The 13,675-nt window shown below is 68.3% G+C and carries 12 protein-coding genes; 10 read left to right on the forward strand and 2 right to left on the reverse strand.

All coding sequences use genetic code 11. The annotated features are described in order from the left end of the window. The first annotated feature begins 123 nt into the window (after positions 1-123). A complete protein-coding gene (acs, locus tag VAR608DRAFT_RS26415) occupies positions 124-2,118 on the forward strand; it encodes an acetate--CoA ligase (RefSeq protein WP_088956767.1) in 1,995 nt (664 codons plus the stop codon). 39 nt (positions 2,119-2,157) lie between these two features. After that, positions 2,158-2,664 (forward strand): Signal transduction histidine kinase, encoded by a 507-nt coding sequence (locus VAR608DRAFT_RS26420; RefSeq protein ID WP_088956768.1) that lies wholly within the window; start codon positions 2,158-2,160, stop codon positions 2,662-2,664. A gap of 9 nt (positions 2,665-2,673) precedes the next feature. Here VAR608DRAFT_RS26420 and VAR608DRAFT_RS26425 read toward each other — a convergent pair whose 3' ends face one another. Then, positions 2,674-2,979: a c-type cytochrome gene (locus VAR608DRAFT_RS26425; RefSeq protein ID WP_088956769.1), complete on the reverse strand. Its 306-nt coding sequence runs from the start codon at positions 2,977-2,979 to the stop codon at positions 2,674-2,676. Between the two features lie 106 nt (positions 2,980-3,085). Between VAR608DRAFT_RS26425 and VAR608DRAFT_RS26430 the strand changes: the two genes are divergently transcribed. Beyond that, positions 3,086-3,322, forward strand: a complete 237-nt coding sequence (locus VAR608DRAFT_RS26430) for a TIGR04438 family Trp-rich protein (RefSeq protein ID WP_088956770.1) — start codon at positions 3,086-3,088, stop codon at positions 3,320-3,322. Between the two features lie 133 nt (positions 3,323-3,455). Here the strand turns inward: VAR608DRAFT_RS26430 and ilvD are convergent, their stop codons facing one another. Then, positions 3,456-5,150: a dihydroxy-acid dehydratase gene (gene ilvD, locus VAR608DRAFT_RS26435; RefSeq protein ID WP_088956771.1), complete on the reverse strand. Its 1,695-nt coding sequence runs from the start codon at positions 5,148-5,150 to the stop codon at positions 3,456-3,458. Between the two features lie 108 nt (positions 5,151-5,258). Here ilvD and VAR608DRAFT_RS26440 point away from each other — a divergent pair, with 108 nt between their 5' ends. The 7 genes from VAR608DRAFT_RS26440 to VAR608DRAFT_RS26470 all read left to right on the forward strand — a co-directional run bounded on the left by VAR608DRAFT_RS26440 (position 5,259) and on the right by VAR608DRAFT_RS26470 (position 13,668). Further along, positions 5,259-6,197 carry a LysR family transcriptional regulator gene (locus VAR608DRAFT_RS26440; RefSeq protein WP_088956772.1) on the forward strand — a complete coding sequence of 313 codons (939 nt, stop codon included), beginning with the start codon at positions 5,259-5,261 and terminating at the stop codon, positions 6,195-6,197. Between the two features lie 28 nt (positions 6,198-6,225). Further along, positions 6,226-7,053 (forward strand): prolipoprotein diacylglyceryl transferase, encoded by an 828-nt coding sequence (lgt, locus tag VAR608DRAFT_RS26445; RefSeq protein WP_088956773.1) that lies wholly within the window; start codon positions 6,226-6,228, stop codon positions 7,051-7,053. Positions 7,054-7,172: 119 nt separating this feature from the next. Further along, a complete protein-coding gene (locus VAR608DRAFT_RS38125; RefSeq protein ID WP_088958988.1) occupies positions 7,173-9,101 on the forward strand; it encodes a serine/threonine protein kinase in 1,929 nt (642 codons plus the stop codon). Continuing rightward, positions 9,098-10,309 (forward strand): OmpA family protein, encoded by a 1,212-nt coding sequence (locus VAR608DRAFT_RS26455; RefSeq protein WP_088956774.1) that lies wholly within the window; start codon positions 9,098-9,100, stop codon positions 10,307-10,309. The genes VAR608DRAFT_RS38125 and VAR608DRAFT_RS26455 overlap by 4 nt, the downstream gene beginning before the upstream one ends. Positions 10,310-10,403: 94 nt before the next feature. Continuing rightward, on the forward strand, positions 10,404-11,834 hold the full coding sequence (locus tag VAR608DRAFT_RS26460) for a malonyl-CoA decarboxylase (RefSeq protein WP_088956775.1): 1,431 nt from the start codon (positions 10,404-10,406) through the stop codon (positions 11,832-11,834). Positions 11,835-11,905: 71 nt separating this feature from the next. Then, complete coding sequence (locus VAR608DRAFT_RS26465) at positions 11,906-12,895, forward strand: Bug family tripartite tricarboxylate transporter substrate binding protein (protein ID WP_088956776.1); 990 nt, start codon at positions 11,906-11,908, stop codon at positions 12,893-12,895. Next, positions 12,892-13,668, forward strand: a complete 777-nt coding sequence (locus VAR608DRAFT_RS26470; RefSeq protein WP_088956777.1) for an enoyl-CoA hydratase/isomerase family protein — start codon at positions 12,892-12,894, stop codon at positions 13,666-13,668. Before VAR608DRAFT_RS26465 ends, VAR608DRAFT_RS26470 begins: the two co-directional genes overlap by 4 nt. Positions 13,669-13,675: the final 7 nt, after the last annotated feature.

Here is a 13,675-nt window from a genome sequence, read left to right on the forward strand (position 1 = left end):
GGGCGCCGTGCCGCGAATCCCTCGTTAACATGGCCCGTCAGTCCTCCGTAAGTGCGCGCGCCGACATTCGACCGGCACCGCAACGGGTCGCAATCTGATGCTGTCGGTAAAGGAGACAAACGAATGAGCAGCGCATCCACCATCGAATCCGTCCTGGTCGAAAACCGCGTGTTTCCGCCGGACGCCCGTGCCAGCCAGGGCGCGCGCATCCCCAGCATGGCCGCGTACGAAGCCCTGTGCAAGGAAGCCGCCGATGATTTCGAGGGCTTCTGGGCGCGGCAGGCGAAAGCCAACGTGGTCTGGACCAAGCCTTTCACGCGCGTGCTCGACGAGTCCAACGTGCCGTTCTACAAGTGGTTCGACGACGGCGAACTGAATGCCTCGGCCAACTGCCTCGACAAGCACATCGGCACGCCGGTCGAGAACAAGACCGCGATCATCTTCGAGGCCGACGACGGCGCGGTCACGAAGGTCACCTACAAGGAGCTGCTGGCGCGTGTCTCGCAGTTCGCCAACGCGCTGAAGGCGCAGGGCATCCAGAAGGGCGATCGCGTCATCATCTACATGCCGATGACGATCGAGGGCGTGGTCGCGATGCAGGCCTGCGCACGCATCGGCGCCACGCACAGCGTGGTGTTCGGCGGCTTCTCGGCCAAGGCGCTGAACGAGCGCATCATCGATGCCGGCGCCGTGGCGGTCGTCACCGCCAACTTCCAGTTGCGTGGCGGCAAGGAGCTGCCGCTGAAGGCGATCGTCGACGAGGGCATCGCGCTCGGCGGCTGCGAGTCGATCAGGACGGTGCTGGTCTTCGAGCGCACCAGGACGCCGTGCAACATGGTCGCCGGCCGCGACAAGACCTTCGACGAAGCGCTCAAGGGCCAAGGCACCGAGTGCGCGCCGGTGCCCGTCGGCGCCGAGCATCCGCTCTTCGTCCTCTACACCTCCGGTTCCACGGGCAAGCCCAAGGGCGTGCAGCATTCGACCGGCGGCTACCTGCTGTGGGCCAGGCTCACGATGGACTGGACCTTCGACATCCGTCCGGAGGACGTCTTCTGGTGCACCGCCGACATCGGCTGGATCACCGGCCACACCTACGTGGCCTACGGTCCGCTCGCGGCGGGCGCGACGCAGGTGGTGTTCGAGGGCATCCCGACCTTCCCGCATGCGGGCCGCTTCTGGCAGATGGTCGAGAAGCACGAGGTCTCGGTCTTCTACACGGCGCCGACGGCGATCCGTTCGCTGATCAAGGCGGCGGACAGCGACGAGAAGGTGCATCCGAAGAACTGGAACCTCTCGTCGCTGCGCATCCTCGGCACGGTGGGCGAGCCGATCAATCCCGAAGCGTGGATGTGGTACTGGCGGAACGTCGGCGGCGAGAAGTGCCCGATCGTCGACACCTTCTGGCAGACCGAGACCGGCGGCCACGTCATCACGCCGCTGCCGGGCGCCACGCCGCTGGTGCCGGGTTCGTGCACGCTGCCGCTGCCGGGCATCATGGCCGCGATCGTCGACGAGACCGGCAAGGACATCCCGCACGGCGCCGGCGGCATGCTGGTCATCAAGCGCCCGTGGCCGTCGATGATCCGCACCATCTGGAACGACCCGGAGCGCTTCAAGAAGAGCTACTTCCCCGAAGAGATGGGCGGCGCGATCTACCTGGCCGGCGACGGCGCGGTGCGCAGCGCCGACCGGGCGTACTTCCGCATCACGGGGCGCATCGACGATGTGCTCAACGTCTCCGGACACCGCCTGGGCACGATGGAGATCGAATCCGCGCTGGTCGCCAAGACCGATCTGGTGGCCGAGGCCGCGGTCGTCGGCCGGCCCGACGACCTGACCGGCGAGGCGGTCTGCGCCTTCGTGGTGCTCAAGCGCGGCCGTCCCAGCGGCGACGAAGCCAAGCAGATCGCGGCGGAACTGCGCAACTGGGTCGCGAAGGAAATCGGCCCCATCGCCAAGCCCAAGGACATCCGCTTCGGCGAGAACCTGCCCAAGACCCGCAGCGGCAAGATCATGCGCCGCCTGCTGCGCAGCATCGCCAAGGGCGAGGCGATCACGCAGGACACCTCCACGCTGGAGAACCCCGCGATCCTGGAGCAGCTCGGGCAGGCCTACTGATGTTACAAATGACCCTCCAATCACAAACTGGAGCAGGTCATGGGAGTCAGAACAGGTGTATTGCTGGTGGTCGTGCTGCTGATCGCGGCACTGGCTGCGTTGAACTGGGGCCTCATCGCCGCGCCGACGGCCATGTCGATCGGCTTCATGCAGGTCACTGCGCCCTTCGGGCTGATCATGCTGGGGCTGACGGCGCTGCTGGGCATCTTCTTCGTCGCCTACGTGGTCTACCTGCAAAGCTCGATCCTGCTGGAGACCCGCCGTCACACCAAGGAGATGCAGGCCCAGCGCGACCTCGCCGACAAGGCGGAAGCCTCGCGCTTCACCGAGCTGCGCAACTTTCTTGAAAGCCAGGAAAACGCCCACATGACCCGCAACGCCGAGCGGCATGCGGCGATGCTCGCGCGGGTCGAGCAACTGGAGGTGGCGATGAAGATGCGTTCCGAGCAGCTCGACAACACGCTGGCCGCACACATCGGCCAGCTCGAGGACCGGCTGGATCGCCGTTCGACCGCCGCCGCGGCGGGCATGCCGCCGGCGGTCTGATCGACGGCGCTATTTCGTCGACAGCACCCAGGCGGCCAGCTTCTTCGCATCGGCCTCGCTGACCTGGTTGTTGGCGGGCATCGGCACCGGCCCCCAGACGCCGGAGCCGCCCTTCATGATCTTGTTGGCGAGCTGGTCGACCGCGCCCTTGTTGTCCTTGTACTTGGCGGCCACGTCCTTGAAGGCCGGGCCCAGCACCTTGCGATCGACCGCGTGGCAGCTCATGCAGTTCTTCGACGTGGCCAGCGCCAGATCGGCGAAGGCGGGGGCTGCGCAGCCGGCACACAGCGCGGCAGCAAGGAGCGCTTTTTTCATGGGGTTCAAAGGCGTGGGTGCGTTAAAGTCGATCCAACGCGATTGTAGGTAGGGCGGTGCACGTCCCGGGCCTCGCGCGTCACAGACAAAGGACGAGGAGTTCGCGATGTGGTTCCTGGGGTTGGGCTTGCTGGGCGTGGCGCTCAAGGTGCTCGAGGTGGGCGTTGTCGCCACCTGGAGCTGGTGGGTGGTGCTGTCGCCTTTCGCGTTGGCCGTCGCATGGTGGGCCTGGGCCGATGCCTCGGGCTATACCAAGCGCAAGGTCGTCGAAAGAGAGAACGCGCGCCGGCAGGAGCGCATCGATCGGCAGCGGAGCAAGCTGGGTACGCTCCGGAGGAAATAGCTCCCTACGGCGCCTGAAGCGCACGCAGTCCAAGGCCAGGGAACCCGCGGAACCGGCTTTGCCGGGCCGCCGGGTTCGCCCCCCTCCCGCCGAAGGCGAGAGAGGGGGCTGCCGCGAAGCGGCTTGGGGGGTGTCAGTACTTGTCGAGCACGGCGCCGGAGCTGGCGCTGGAGGCATTGAAGGCGAACTTGGCCTGCACGCCGCGGGTGTAGCGCGGGGCAGGGGCCTTCCAGGCGGCGCGGCGCTTGGCGATTTCGGCGTCGGGCACGTTGAGTTCGAGCTTCAACTGGTGTGCGTCGATGGTGATCGAATCGCCCTCGTTGACGAACGCGATGGTGCCGCCCGCCGCCGCTTCGGGTGCGACGTGGCCGACCACCATGCCCCAGGTGCCGCCCGAGAAGCGGCCGTCGGTGATGAGGCCCACGCTTTCGCCGAGGCCGGCGCCGATCAGCGCACCGGTCGGGGCCAGCATTTCCGGCATGCCCGGGCCGCCCTTGGGGCCGAGGTAGCGCAGCACCATCACGTCGCCGGCCTTGATCTTGCCGTCGAGGATCGCCTGCAGCGCCGATTGCTCGTCGTCGAACACGCGCGCCGGGCCGGTGATGACGGGGTTCTTGAGGCCGGTGATCTTGGCGACCGCGCCTTCGGGCGAGAGGTTGCCCTTGAGGATCGCCAGATGCCCTTCGGCGTACATCGGATTGTGGATGGGGCGGATCACGTCCTGGTCCGCGCGCGGCTGGTCCGGCACGTCCTTGAGCACTTCGGCGACGGTCTTGCCGGTGATGGTGATGCAGTCACCGTGCAGCAGGCCCGCGTTCAGCAGTACCTTCATGACCTGCGGAATGCCGCCGGCCTTGTGCAGGTCGACCGCGAGGTACTTGCCGCTGGGCTTGAGGTCGCAGATCACCGGCACCTTCTTGCGGATGCGCTCGAAGTCGTCGATGGTCCAGTCCACGCCGGCCGCATGCGCGATCGCGAGGAAGTGCAGCACCGCGTTGGTCGAGCCGCCGGTGGCCATGATGACCGCGACCGCGTTCTCGATCGCCTTCTTGGTCACGATGTCGCGCGGCTTCAGGTCCGTCTTGATGGCCTCGATCAGCACCTTGGCCGATTCCTTGGCCGAGTTCTGCTTCTCGTCGTGCGGGTTGGCCATGGTGGACGAGTAGGGCAGCGACATGCCCAGTGCCTCGAAGGCGCTCGACATGGTGTTGGCGGTGTACATGCCGCCGCACGAACCGGTGCCGGGGATGGCGCGGCGCTCGATTTCCAACAGGTCCTCGTCGCTCATGTTGCCGGCCGCGTTCTGGCCGACCGCCTCGAACACGCTCACGATGTTGAGGTCCTGGCCCTTGTAGTGGCCGGGCAGGATGGTGCCGCCGTAGACATAGATGGCCGGCACGTTGGCGCGCAGCATGCCCATCATGCCGCCGGGCATGTTCTTGTCGCAGCCGCCGACCACCAGCACGCCGTCCATCCACTGGCCGCCGACGCAGGTCTCGATGCAGTCGGAGATCACCTCGCGGCTCACCAGCGAGTACTTCATGCCCTCGGTGCCCATGGCCATGCCGTCGGAGATCGTCGGCGTGCCGAACACCTGAGCGTTGCCGCCGGCTTCCTCGATGCCGGCGATGGCCGCGTCGGCCAGCTTCTGCAGGCCCGAGTTGCAGGGCGTGATGGTGCTGTGGCCGTTGGCGACGCCGACCATCGGCTTCTTGAAGTCGGCTTCCTCGTAGCCCATGGCATAGAACATCGACCGGTTCGGCGCCCGGCTCTTGCCTTCGACGATGTTGGCGCTGCGGCGGTTGATCTGGATCGGTTTCGTTTCCATCGTGGGTCTCTCGTGATCGGGGAATTGGGAAATCGGGGACGCCAAGTATCGGACGATTGATTGATTGGTTCCAATCCAATTTTGGACGTTGATTGATATGCTCGGCATATGAAAGAGAGCCTGATCGACCTCCGCGTCTGGCGCCAGTTCCTCGCGGTGGCGGAGGAATTGCATTTCGGTCGCGCGGCGCTGCGCCTGCACATGACGCAGCCGCCCGTCACGCAGGCGATCGCGCAGCTCGAGAAATCGCTCGGCGCGGTGCTGTTCGATCGCACGCGGCGCCGGGTCGCTCTCACGCCGGCCGGCGAGGCGCTGTTGCCTGAAGTGCGCGAGCTCCTGGCCCGCGCACAGGCCTTGCCGGTGCGTGCGCGCGCGGCGGCGGCGGGCGAGGTCGGTCGCGTGCGGCTCGCCTTCGTATCGACCATCGGCTTCGAGCGGCTGCCGGTGTGGGTGCGCGAATTCCGCCAGCGCTCGCCCGATGTCGCGCTGGAACTGGTCGAGGCCACCGGCGACGTGCAGCTCGAGGCCTTCTCGCGCGGCGAGATCGATGCCGGCCTCATGCTGCACTCGCCGGGCTCCGCGCCGCCGGGCCTGGAGCGACTCGCGGTGTCGCAGGAACCACTGGTGCTCGCGCTTCCCGCCACCCATCCGCTGGCGAGAGCCAGGAAGGTCCGGCTCGCGGATGCCCTGGCCGAGCCGGTGGTCATCTTCCCGCGCCGCATCGTGCCCTCGCTGCACGACGCGATCTTCGGCCTCTACCACGCGGCCGGCCGCACGCCGCGCATCGCGCAGGAGGCGATCCAGATGCAGACCATCGTCAACCTCGTGTGGGGCGGCCTCGGCGTGGCCTGGGTGCCCGAGAGCGTGATGCAGTTCCGCCGGGCGGGCATCGTCTATCGCGGCGCGGCCGAATTCGAGCCCGAAGGCCGCCGCCGCGCAGCCGTCGCGCTGCCGAGCTGCGAGACCAGCCTCGTCTGGGCTGCCGGCGCCGCCAACCCGGCGCTCGCGCGCTTCATCGAATTCATCGGCCGCGGTGCAGCCGGGTAGGTCCGCGCGGGGTGCTTTAATCCCGGTCATGCTCATGTATCCGCAGATCAACCCCGTGGCGTTGCAGCTCGGGCCGATCGCCATCCACTGGTATGGCCTGACCTATCTGGCCGCTTTCGCACTGTTCTATTTCCTCGGCACGCGCCGCCTGCGCCACGAGCCGTTCCGCTCGATCACCGGCCCCGGCGCCTGGACGCGCAAGGACCTCGAGGACATCCTTTTTCTCGGCGTCCTCGGCGTGATCGTCGGCGGGCGGCTGGGTTATTGCCTGTTCTACAAGCCGGGCTTCTATCTCACCCATCCGATCGAGATCTTCTTCGTCTGGCAGGGCGGCATGAGCTTCCACGGCGGGCTGCTGGGCGTGATCGCATCGATGTTCTGGTTCGCGCATTCGCGCAAGCGGCCGTTCTGGCAGGTGATGGATTTCGTCGCGCCCTGCGTGCCCACCGGGCTGGCCGCGGGCCGGGTCGGCAACTTCATCAACGGCGAGCTCTGGGGCCGCTTCGCGCCCGCCGACCTGCCGTGGGGCATGGTCTTTCCGCAGAGCGGCTCGATGCTGCCGCGCCATCCGTCGCAGGTCTACCAGTTCCTGCTCGAAGGGCTGCTGCTGTTCGTGATCCTGTGGCTCTATGCGCGCAAGCAAAGGCGCGAGCGCCGCGTGTCGGCGGTGTTCCTGATCGGCTACGGCGCGATGCGCTTCACGGCCGAATTCTTCCGCGAGCCCGATGACTTCCTGGGCCTGCTCGCGCTCAACATGAGCATGGGCCAGTGGCTGTGCGTGCCGATGATCGTCTTCGGCGTCTGGCTCTACCTCAGCGCGCCGGCGCAGCGGCGGAGTACGACCGCGCCGGCGTAAGGGAAATTCCCGTGGGTTCGTAGCCGGGCGGAGCGTCCGTTCGGCTAGTGCTTCTGGTGAATGCATCATGCTGCGGTGCGCAGTAGAGTCCGCACGACAGGGCAACTGAAGTGATGGCGATGACCCCCGCGTCGGCAATCGGTCCGAATTCCGTGCTCGGCTCCCTCGAGGGCCAGGACGATGCGGACGCGTCCGTGTGGAGCGACTCCGAGCGCGCCACCGCGCACACCCTGCCCGAAGGCACGCGCCTGCTCGACTACGAGATCGTCGGCCCGATCGGCGAAGGCGGATTCGGCATCGTCTACCTCGCGTGGGATCACTCGCTCGAGCAGCATGTGGCGATCAAGGAATACCTCCCGGCCATCCTCGCGACGCGCGCGAGCGTCTCGTCGGCGGTGGTGGTCAAGTCGCAGCGGCATCGCGACAGCTTCCGCGTCGGCATGCGCAGCTTCCTCAACGAGGCGCGGCTCCTGGCGCGATTCGATCACCCGTCGCTGGTGCGCGTGCTGCACTTCTGGGAAGACAACGGCACGGCCTACATGGCGATGCCGTACTACGAAGGCCCGACGCTCCAGCATGCGCTGGCCGAGCTCGGCCGCCCGCCCACCGAGGAGGAGCTGTGCAACTGGCTGCGGCCCCTGCTGGATGCGCTCGGCACCATGCATGCCGCGAGCTGCTTCCATCGCGACATCGCGCCGGACAACATCCTCTTGACCGACGCCGGTCCGGTGCTGCTCGACTTCGGCGCCGCGCGGCGCGTGATCGACGGCATGGGCTCGTCGCCGACGGTGGTGTTCAAGCCCGGTTTCGCGCCCATCGAGCAGTACGGCGAAGTCGCCTCGATGCGGCAGGGCGCCTGGACCGACCTCTACGCGCTCGCGGGCGTGGTGTACGCGGCCGTGACCGGGCACCCGCCGATGCCGGCGATCGAGCGGCTGATGGACGACCGGCTGCAGCCGCTGTCGGACATCGCCCACGGGCAGTACAGCGAGCCTTTCCTGGCCGCGATCGATGCCGCGCTGTCGCTCCATCCGCGCAACCGGCCCCAGAGCGCGGCCGAGTTCTGGACGATGCTGAGCTGCGGCGAAAGGCTGCAGGACCTGGAACTGGTGCGCGCCGTGCACCGCAACGACGTGCTCTCGTCCACGACGCCCACGACGTCCACCGGCGCGAAGGTCGTGACCGATCGTCCCTCGTTCGCCGAGCCGGACCCGGTCGTCGAACGGGAACTGGCCGAAGCGGTGCGCGTGCCGCCGACCATGCCGCCCGCGTCGGTGGAGCACGTCCATACCGCGTCCGACGAGATCGAGGAGCGCGAGGAACCGGTCGTGATCCGCACCCGCGGCAGGGCGTCGGTCTCGAACTGGCCGCCGCTGGTCGGCGCCCCGGCCGCGGCGCGGCAGCGCGCGAAATGGGTCAAGCCCGCCGTCCTCGCGGCGCTCGCCGTGCTGGCGTGCGTGATGACCTTCGTCTATTACCGCAGCAGCGGCGTCTCGACGACGAGCGCGCCGTCGCCGGCAGGCACGGCCCCATCGGCGCCCGTCAAGCCGCGCGCGGTGACCATGCGCGTGACGCCCGCGCCGCAGGTATCGGAACCGGCGATGCCCCAGCCCGCGCCCGTGCCCGTGCCCGTGCCCGCCAAGGCGGTCGAAGCGCCCGCGCCGATGCCATCAGCCGAGCCGCTCAAGACGGTCGAACCCGTCAAGGAAACGGCGCCTGAGCGGGTGAGGCCGGCGGCCATGGGCGCGCCGGTCGACGAACCCGTGAAGGCTGACGAGGCGGCGCCGGCGGCTGCGGCGTCGGCCGCCATCGCACCGCCTCACAGAAGCGCCGCACGCGCCCGCCCCGAACCCAGGCGCATCGCCCGGCGCGAGCAGCCGGTCGCCGAAGCCGAGTCGCAAGTGCGCACCGTCGTGGTACCGATCGTTCGCCCGCCGCCTCCGGAGCGCGTGCAGGGCGGCATCAACTGCACCGACATCCTCCAGCGGGCCTCGCTCGGCTCGCTGACATCGGCCGAGGCGGCTCAACTCAGAAAGGGGTGTGAATGATGACCACGACACTGGCTCGCTGGCTTCAGGCCCTGTCCTCGTTCGGCCTGGCCCTGCTCGTGGCGGGCTGCGCCACGAAACCTCCGGCTTCGTCCAGGACCGAGCTTCCCTTCGACCAGGCCGTGGCGCAGGCCACCGACGGGCTGGTGGTGCAGACCCAGAAGATGCAGAGCCTGCTCGCCAGGATCGGCGGCAAGAGCGGCGTGGTGCTGGATCCGATGATCGACGCCGGAAGCGGCCAGCAGACGGCCGCCACGCAGTTGCTGCAGGAACGCGTGACCGAGCGGCTTGCCGCGCAGGAATCCATCCAGGTCGTGCCGTTCCAGCGCGCGAACCTCGACAAGGCGCGCTACCTGCTGACCGGCACGATGACGCGGCTTGCGGTCGACCAGCCGCGCGGGCCGATGGAAATCAACCTCGCGCTGACCGAGCTCGCGACCGGCAAGGTGATCGCCCAGTCCTCCGCGGTCACCCGTGACGAGGGGCTGGACCACACGCCGCTGCTCTACTACCGCGACACGCCGGTACCGACGAAGGACCGCGTGGTCGAAGGCTACGTGCGCACCAGCGCCACCCCGCCCGGCCAGAAGGCGGATGCGTACTACCTCGAACGGCTCGCGGTCGCGCCGCTGATCAAGGACGCCACCAGCGCCTACAACGCCGAGCGCTACCAGGACGCACTCACGGGCTACAGCGCCGCCGGCGACAGCGCGATCGGCGAGCAGTTGCGGGTGCTCAACGGCATCTACCTGAGCTCGGCCAGGCTCGGCAAGAGCGCGGAGGCCGAGCAGGCCTTCGGCAAGCTGGTCGCCTATGGCATCGCCAACCAGCAGCTCGGCGTGAAGTTCCTCTTCAATCCGAACACCACGGTGTTCTGGTCGGAGCAGAAGATCAGCGGCCCCTATCCGATGTGGCTGCGCGAGATCGCCAAGGCGAGCGCCGGCGCGAAGGTCTGCATGGACATCATCGGCCACACCAGCCACACGGGGTCGGTGGCCTACAACGACACGCTCTCGCTGCAGCGGGCCAAGTACATCCAGCAGCGGCTGGTGGGCGAGGCGGCCGTGCTCGGCACGCGCACCGCGCCGAGCGGCAAGGGCTTCCGCGAGAACATCATCGGCAGCGGCACCGACGATGCGGTCGATGCGCTGGACCGCCGCGTCGAATTCAAGATCGTCGATTGCGGGGTGATGCAGGCCGTCCGTTGAGGGTCTATCGGCGGCCGGCGGAAAAAATCCGGTCTCGGTTCCCCTAAGATGACTCCTTTCGTCAGAGTCATCGAGGAAGGGTCGAACCGATCTCATGAATGCCAGCGACTGGATCACACGCAACGTCTCGCGCCTGAAGCCGGGCAACATCGCCGAAGCGGCCAGGACTGCCGTCGGACCAAGGCCGCTTTCCGAACGCCTCGAAGCCACGCTGCGCCGCTCCGGCGAAGGGCTCGCGCCGCGCGCCCTGCGGCGCGCGCTGGGGGACCTCCAGGCGGTGGTCGACCCCAGCGTGAGCGAAGTCGAGGGCGGCCGCCGCGCCCATGATTTCGTGCAGTGGTATGCGGGGCGCGAACTCGACGAGCGGCGCGACATCTGGCTGCTCATGAGCGAGCGCTTCGCGCCCGATGCGCAGAAGCTCAGCAACGCCCGTGAGCACCACGAGGCAGCGGTCGGGACGGCCGACGAAGGCCAGGCCGAGATCCAGCTGCGGCGCGCGCTGGCCTCGCCGCGCGCGCGGCTCTTGCAGCGCTTCGCGGTCGAGCCCGACGGCATGGGTTTCCTGGTCGATCTGCGCGCCCAGCTGCTGCCGCACCTCAAGGGCGACCGGCGGCTGCTGCCGCTCGACGCCGAACTCGAGCACCTGTTTTCCACTTGGTTCGACGTGGCCTTCCTGGACCTGCGCCGCATCAGCTGGGATTCGCCGGCCTCGCTGATCGAAAAGCTGATCCAGTACGAAGCCGTGCACGACATCAAGAGCTGGGCCGACGTCAAGAACCGGCTCGACAGCGACCGCCGGTGCTACGGCTTCTTCCATCCACGGCTGCCCAACACGCCGCTGATCTTCGTGGAGGTGGCGCTGGTCGACCGTGTCAGCGAGGGCATCGCGCCGCTGCTCGACGAGGCCGCCGCGCTGACCCGGCCCGAAACGGCCACCACCGCGATCTTCTATTCGATCAGCAACACGCAGGCCGGCCTGCGCGGCGTGAGCTTCGGCGATTCACTGATCAAGCGCGTGGTCGAGACGCTGCAGGAAGAGCTGCCGCGCCTGAAGACTTTCGCGACCCTGTCGCCGATCCCGGGCTTTCGCGCCTGGCTCGGCAAGCATGCCGGCGACATGCTGGCGCGGCTCGACGAGAAGCGCTCGACCGAGCTCGGCCGCGTGGTCGGATCGCTGCCGCCCACGGCGGAACGCTTCCTCGCGGCGGCGGACGCGGTGAGCGCGCAGGACGCCAGGTCGCCGGTTGCGCAACTGCTGCTCAATTCGGCCGCCGAATACCTCGGCCGCGCCACGGCCGACGGCAAGCCGGTGGACCCGGTCGCGCGCTTCCATCTCGGCAACGGCGCGCGGGTCGAGCGGCTCAATTGGGCCGGCGATCCTTCGCCGAAGGGGCTGAAGCAGTCCTATGGCCTGATGGTCAACTACCTCTACGATCTCAAGCGGCTCGACAAGCACCGCGCCCTGCTCGGACAGGGCAAGGTGGCCGTGTCCGGCGCGATCGACGATCTCTTTTTCCCGGATTGATTTTTTCAAGGGCCCAGATTCCTGCGCCGCAGGCCCCGGCGTGTGGCAGACCATAACGAGGAGACGAAAGAATGACCCCAGGCTTTCAGCGGCGCGATGTGTTGCAGCTCGCGCTGGCGGCGGGCGCCGCGGCCCTGGCCGGCGGCGCGCGCGCGCAGTCGGGCTGGCCGACCCGGCCCGTGACGATGATCGTGCCGTTCCCGGCCGGCGGCGGCACCGATGCCTTCGCGCGGCCGCTCTCGGCGCAGTTCAGCAGCATCGTCGGCCAGACGCTGGTGATCGACAACCGGGGCGGCGCGGGCGGCACCGTGGGCGCGAGCATCGCGTCCAAGGCGCGCGCGGACGGCTACACGCTCTTCATGGGCGCGGTCCACCACGCGATCGCGCCCTCGGTCTATCCCAAGCTGGACTACGACCTCGAAAAGGACTTCGTGCCCATGATGCTGCTGGCCGACGTGCCGCAGGTGGTGGTCGTGAACCCGAAGCGCGTGAGCGCGACCACGCTCAAGGATTTCGTCGCCTATGCCAGGCAGAACCCGGGCAAGCTCAACTACGCCTCGGCGGGTTCGGGCACCTCGCACCATCTGGCGGGCGAGCTCTTCAAGCTGCAGACCGGCACCTTCATCACCCACATCCCGTATCGCGGCGCGGGTCCGGCGCTGCAGGACCTGATCGCCGGCAACGTGGACGTGATGTTCGACGGCCTGGGCTCCTCTGCGCAGCACATCAAGGCGGGCCGAATCAAGGCTCTCATGGTGGCCGGCAGGAAGCGCAACCCGGCCCTGCCCGACGTGCCCTGCGCCGCGGAGGTGGGCCTGCCCGACTACACCGTGACCACCTGGTACGGCCTCTGGGCGCCCAAGGGCACCCCGGCCGACGTGCAGGCGCGGGCCATCGACGACATGAAGAAGGCGCTGGCGACCGACGAGCTGAAATCGATCTGGGCCGCCAACGGGTCCGAGATCCCGAACCTCACGGGAGCGCAGTATGGCGCCTTCGTGAACGCCGAGATCAAGCGCTGGGCCGCGGTGGTGAGGGCCTCCGGAGCCAAGCTGGAATGACCGATTCGATCACGCTGCACGGGGAGGGCCCGATCGCTTTCGTCACGCTGGCGAACGCGGGCCGGCTCAACGCCATGACGCGCGCGATGTGGCGCGAATTGCGCGCGGTCTTCGAAGAGCTTGGGCGCGATGCGTCGAGCCGTTGCGTCGTCGTGCGCGGGGAGGGAGGGGCCTTCTGCGCCGGCGGCGACATTTCCGAGTACCCGTCGTTTCGCTTCGACGAGGCGAGCCTGCGCGAATTCCATGAGAACGAGGTCTGGGCGGCGCTCGCCGCGATGCTGGCCTGCGAGCTGCCGCTCGTCGCGCAGATCGAGGGCGCCTGCATGGGTGCGGGGCTGGAAATCGCGAGCTGCTGCGACATCCGCCTGGCGGGTGCCTCGGCGAAGTTCGGTGCGCCGATCGCCAAGCTGGGCTTTCCGATGGCGCCGCGCGAAGCCGCGCTGGTGACCAGCGCCATCGGCGACGCGCTCGCGCGCGACATGCTGCTGGCCGCCGGCGTGCATGATGCGCAGCGCCTGTACGACGCCGGCTTCCTGCTGCGCGTGATGCCCGATGCCGACGTCGCGGGCGCGGCGCTGGCGCGAGCGCAGCGCATCGCCGCGCTCGCGCCCGAAGCCGCCCGCCTCAACAAGCGCACCTTCTCCTCGCTGCGCAGCGCAGGCGGACAAGACCCGCTGGCACCGCTGGTGGCCGTGGCCTACGACTACGCCGATTCCGATGAACACCGCGAAGGCATCGCCGCCTTCCTCGGCAAGCGCACTCCCGTCTTTTGATATCACC

Source organism: Variovorax sp. HW608, assembly GCF_900090195.1.
GTDB lineage: Bacteria > Pseudomonadota > Gammaproteobacteria > Burkholderiales > Burkholderiaceae_C > Variovorax.

What these genes read in the sequence shown, in the direction of transcription:
- VAR608DRAFT_RS26455 (WP_088956774.1), top strand. Translation starts at nt 9,098, where the DNA reads ATGATGACCACGACACTGGCTCGCTGGCTTCAGGCCCTGTCCTCGTTC.
- VAR608DRAFT_RS26460 (WP_088956775.1), top strand. Translation starts at nt 10,404, where the DNA reads ATGAATGCCAGCGACTGGATCACACGCAACGTCTCGCGCCTGAAGCCG.
- VAR608DRAFT_RS26420 (WP_088956768.1), top strand. Translation starts at nt 2,158, where the DNA reads ATGGGAGTCAGAACAGGTGTATTGCTGGTGGTCGTGCTGCTGATCGCG.
- VAR608DRAFT_RS26440 (WP_088956772.1), top strand. Translation starts at nt 5,259, where the DNA reads ATGAAAGAGAGCCTGATCGACCTCCGCGTCTGGCGCCAGTTCCTCGCG.
- VAR608DRAFT_RS26465 (WP_088956776.1), top strand. Translation starts at nt 11,906, where the DNA reads ATGACCCCAGGCTTTCAGCGGCGCGATGTGTTGCAGCTCGCGCTGGCG.
- VAR608DRAFT_RS38125 (WP_088958988.1), top strand. Translation starts at nt 7,173, where the DNA reads ATGACCCCCGCGTCGGCAATCGGTCCGAATTCCGTGCTCGGCTCCCTC.
- ilvD (WP_088956771.1), bottom strand. Translation starts at nt 5,150, where the DNA reads ATGGAAACGAAACCGATCCAGATCAACCGCCGCAGCGCCAACATCGTC.
- acs (WP_088956767.1), top strand. Translation starts at nt 124, where the DNA reads ATGAGCAGCGCATCCACCATCGAATCCGTCCTGGTCGAAAACCGCGTG.
- VAR608DRAFT_RS26470 (WP_088956777.1), top strand. Translation starts at nt 12,892, where the DNA reads ATGACCGATTCGATCACGCTGCACGGGGAGGGCCCGATCGCTTTCGTC.
- VAR608DRAFT_RS26425 (WP_088956769.1), bottom strand. Translation starts at nt 2,979, where the DNA reads ATGAAAAAAGCGCTCCTTGCTGCCGCGCTGTGTGCCGGCTGCGCAGCC.
- lgt (WP_088956773.1), top strand. Translation starts at nt 6,226, where the DNA reads ATGCTCATGTATCCGCAGATCAACCCCGTGGCGTTGCAGCTCGGGCCG.
- VAR608DRAFT_RS26430 (WP_088956770.1), top strand. Translation starts at nt 3,086, where the DNA reads ATGTGGTTCCTGGGGTTGGGCTTGCTGGGCGTGGCGCTCAAGGTGCTC.